We start from the raw sequence: 292 nt of genomic DNA, 5'->3' as shown, positions 1-292 counted from the left end.
AAGAAAAGTAGAGAAAAACAAGGTTTGAGTCAAAAGCAAATTGCTCAAAAACTTAATATTGCTTATCAAACTTATCAAAAGTTTGAGGATCCACATAAGTCAAACCCTACTCTAAAAACTATTATAAGATTAGAAGAGGTTTTTCACCAAAATCTTATCAGTGTATAACACGACCGTCGCATAACAGCGCCTTAACGCTTCGCTTCGGCACTTACGGCCTCGCTCGGTCTGCGACACATAGGCTTCTGGCACTCCCCTTGCAGTCGCAAGTGTCGTTCCAGTCCCTAACGTC

Annotated in this window: 1 protein-coding gene; it reads left to right on the top strand. The window is 41.8% G+C overall.

Annotated features, from left to right (window positions below; translation table 11 throughout):
• Positions 1–168 (top strand): helix-turn-helix domain-containing protein (locus JWG41_RS13310; RefSeq protein ID WP_205269674.1); only part of this gene is annotated, 168 nt, incomplete at its 5' end.
• Positions 169–292: the final 124 nt, after the last annotated feature.

Origin of the sequence: Leptospira chreensis, from assembly GCF_016919165.1 — a bacterium.
Taxonomy (GTDB): domain Bacteria; phylum Spirochaetota; class Leptospiria; order Leptospirales; family Leptospiraceae; genus Leptospira_A; species Leptospira_A chreensis.
This window is presented reverse-complemented; position numbering and strand designations above follow the sequence as displayed.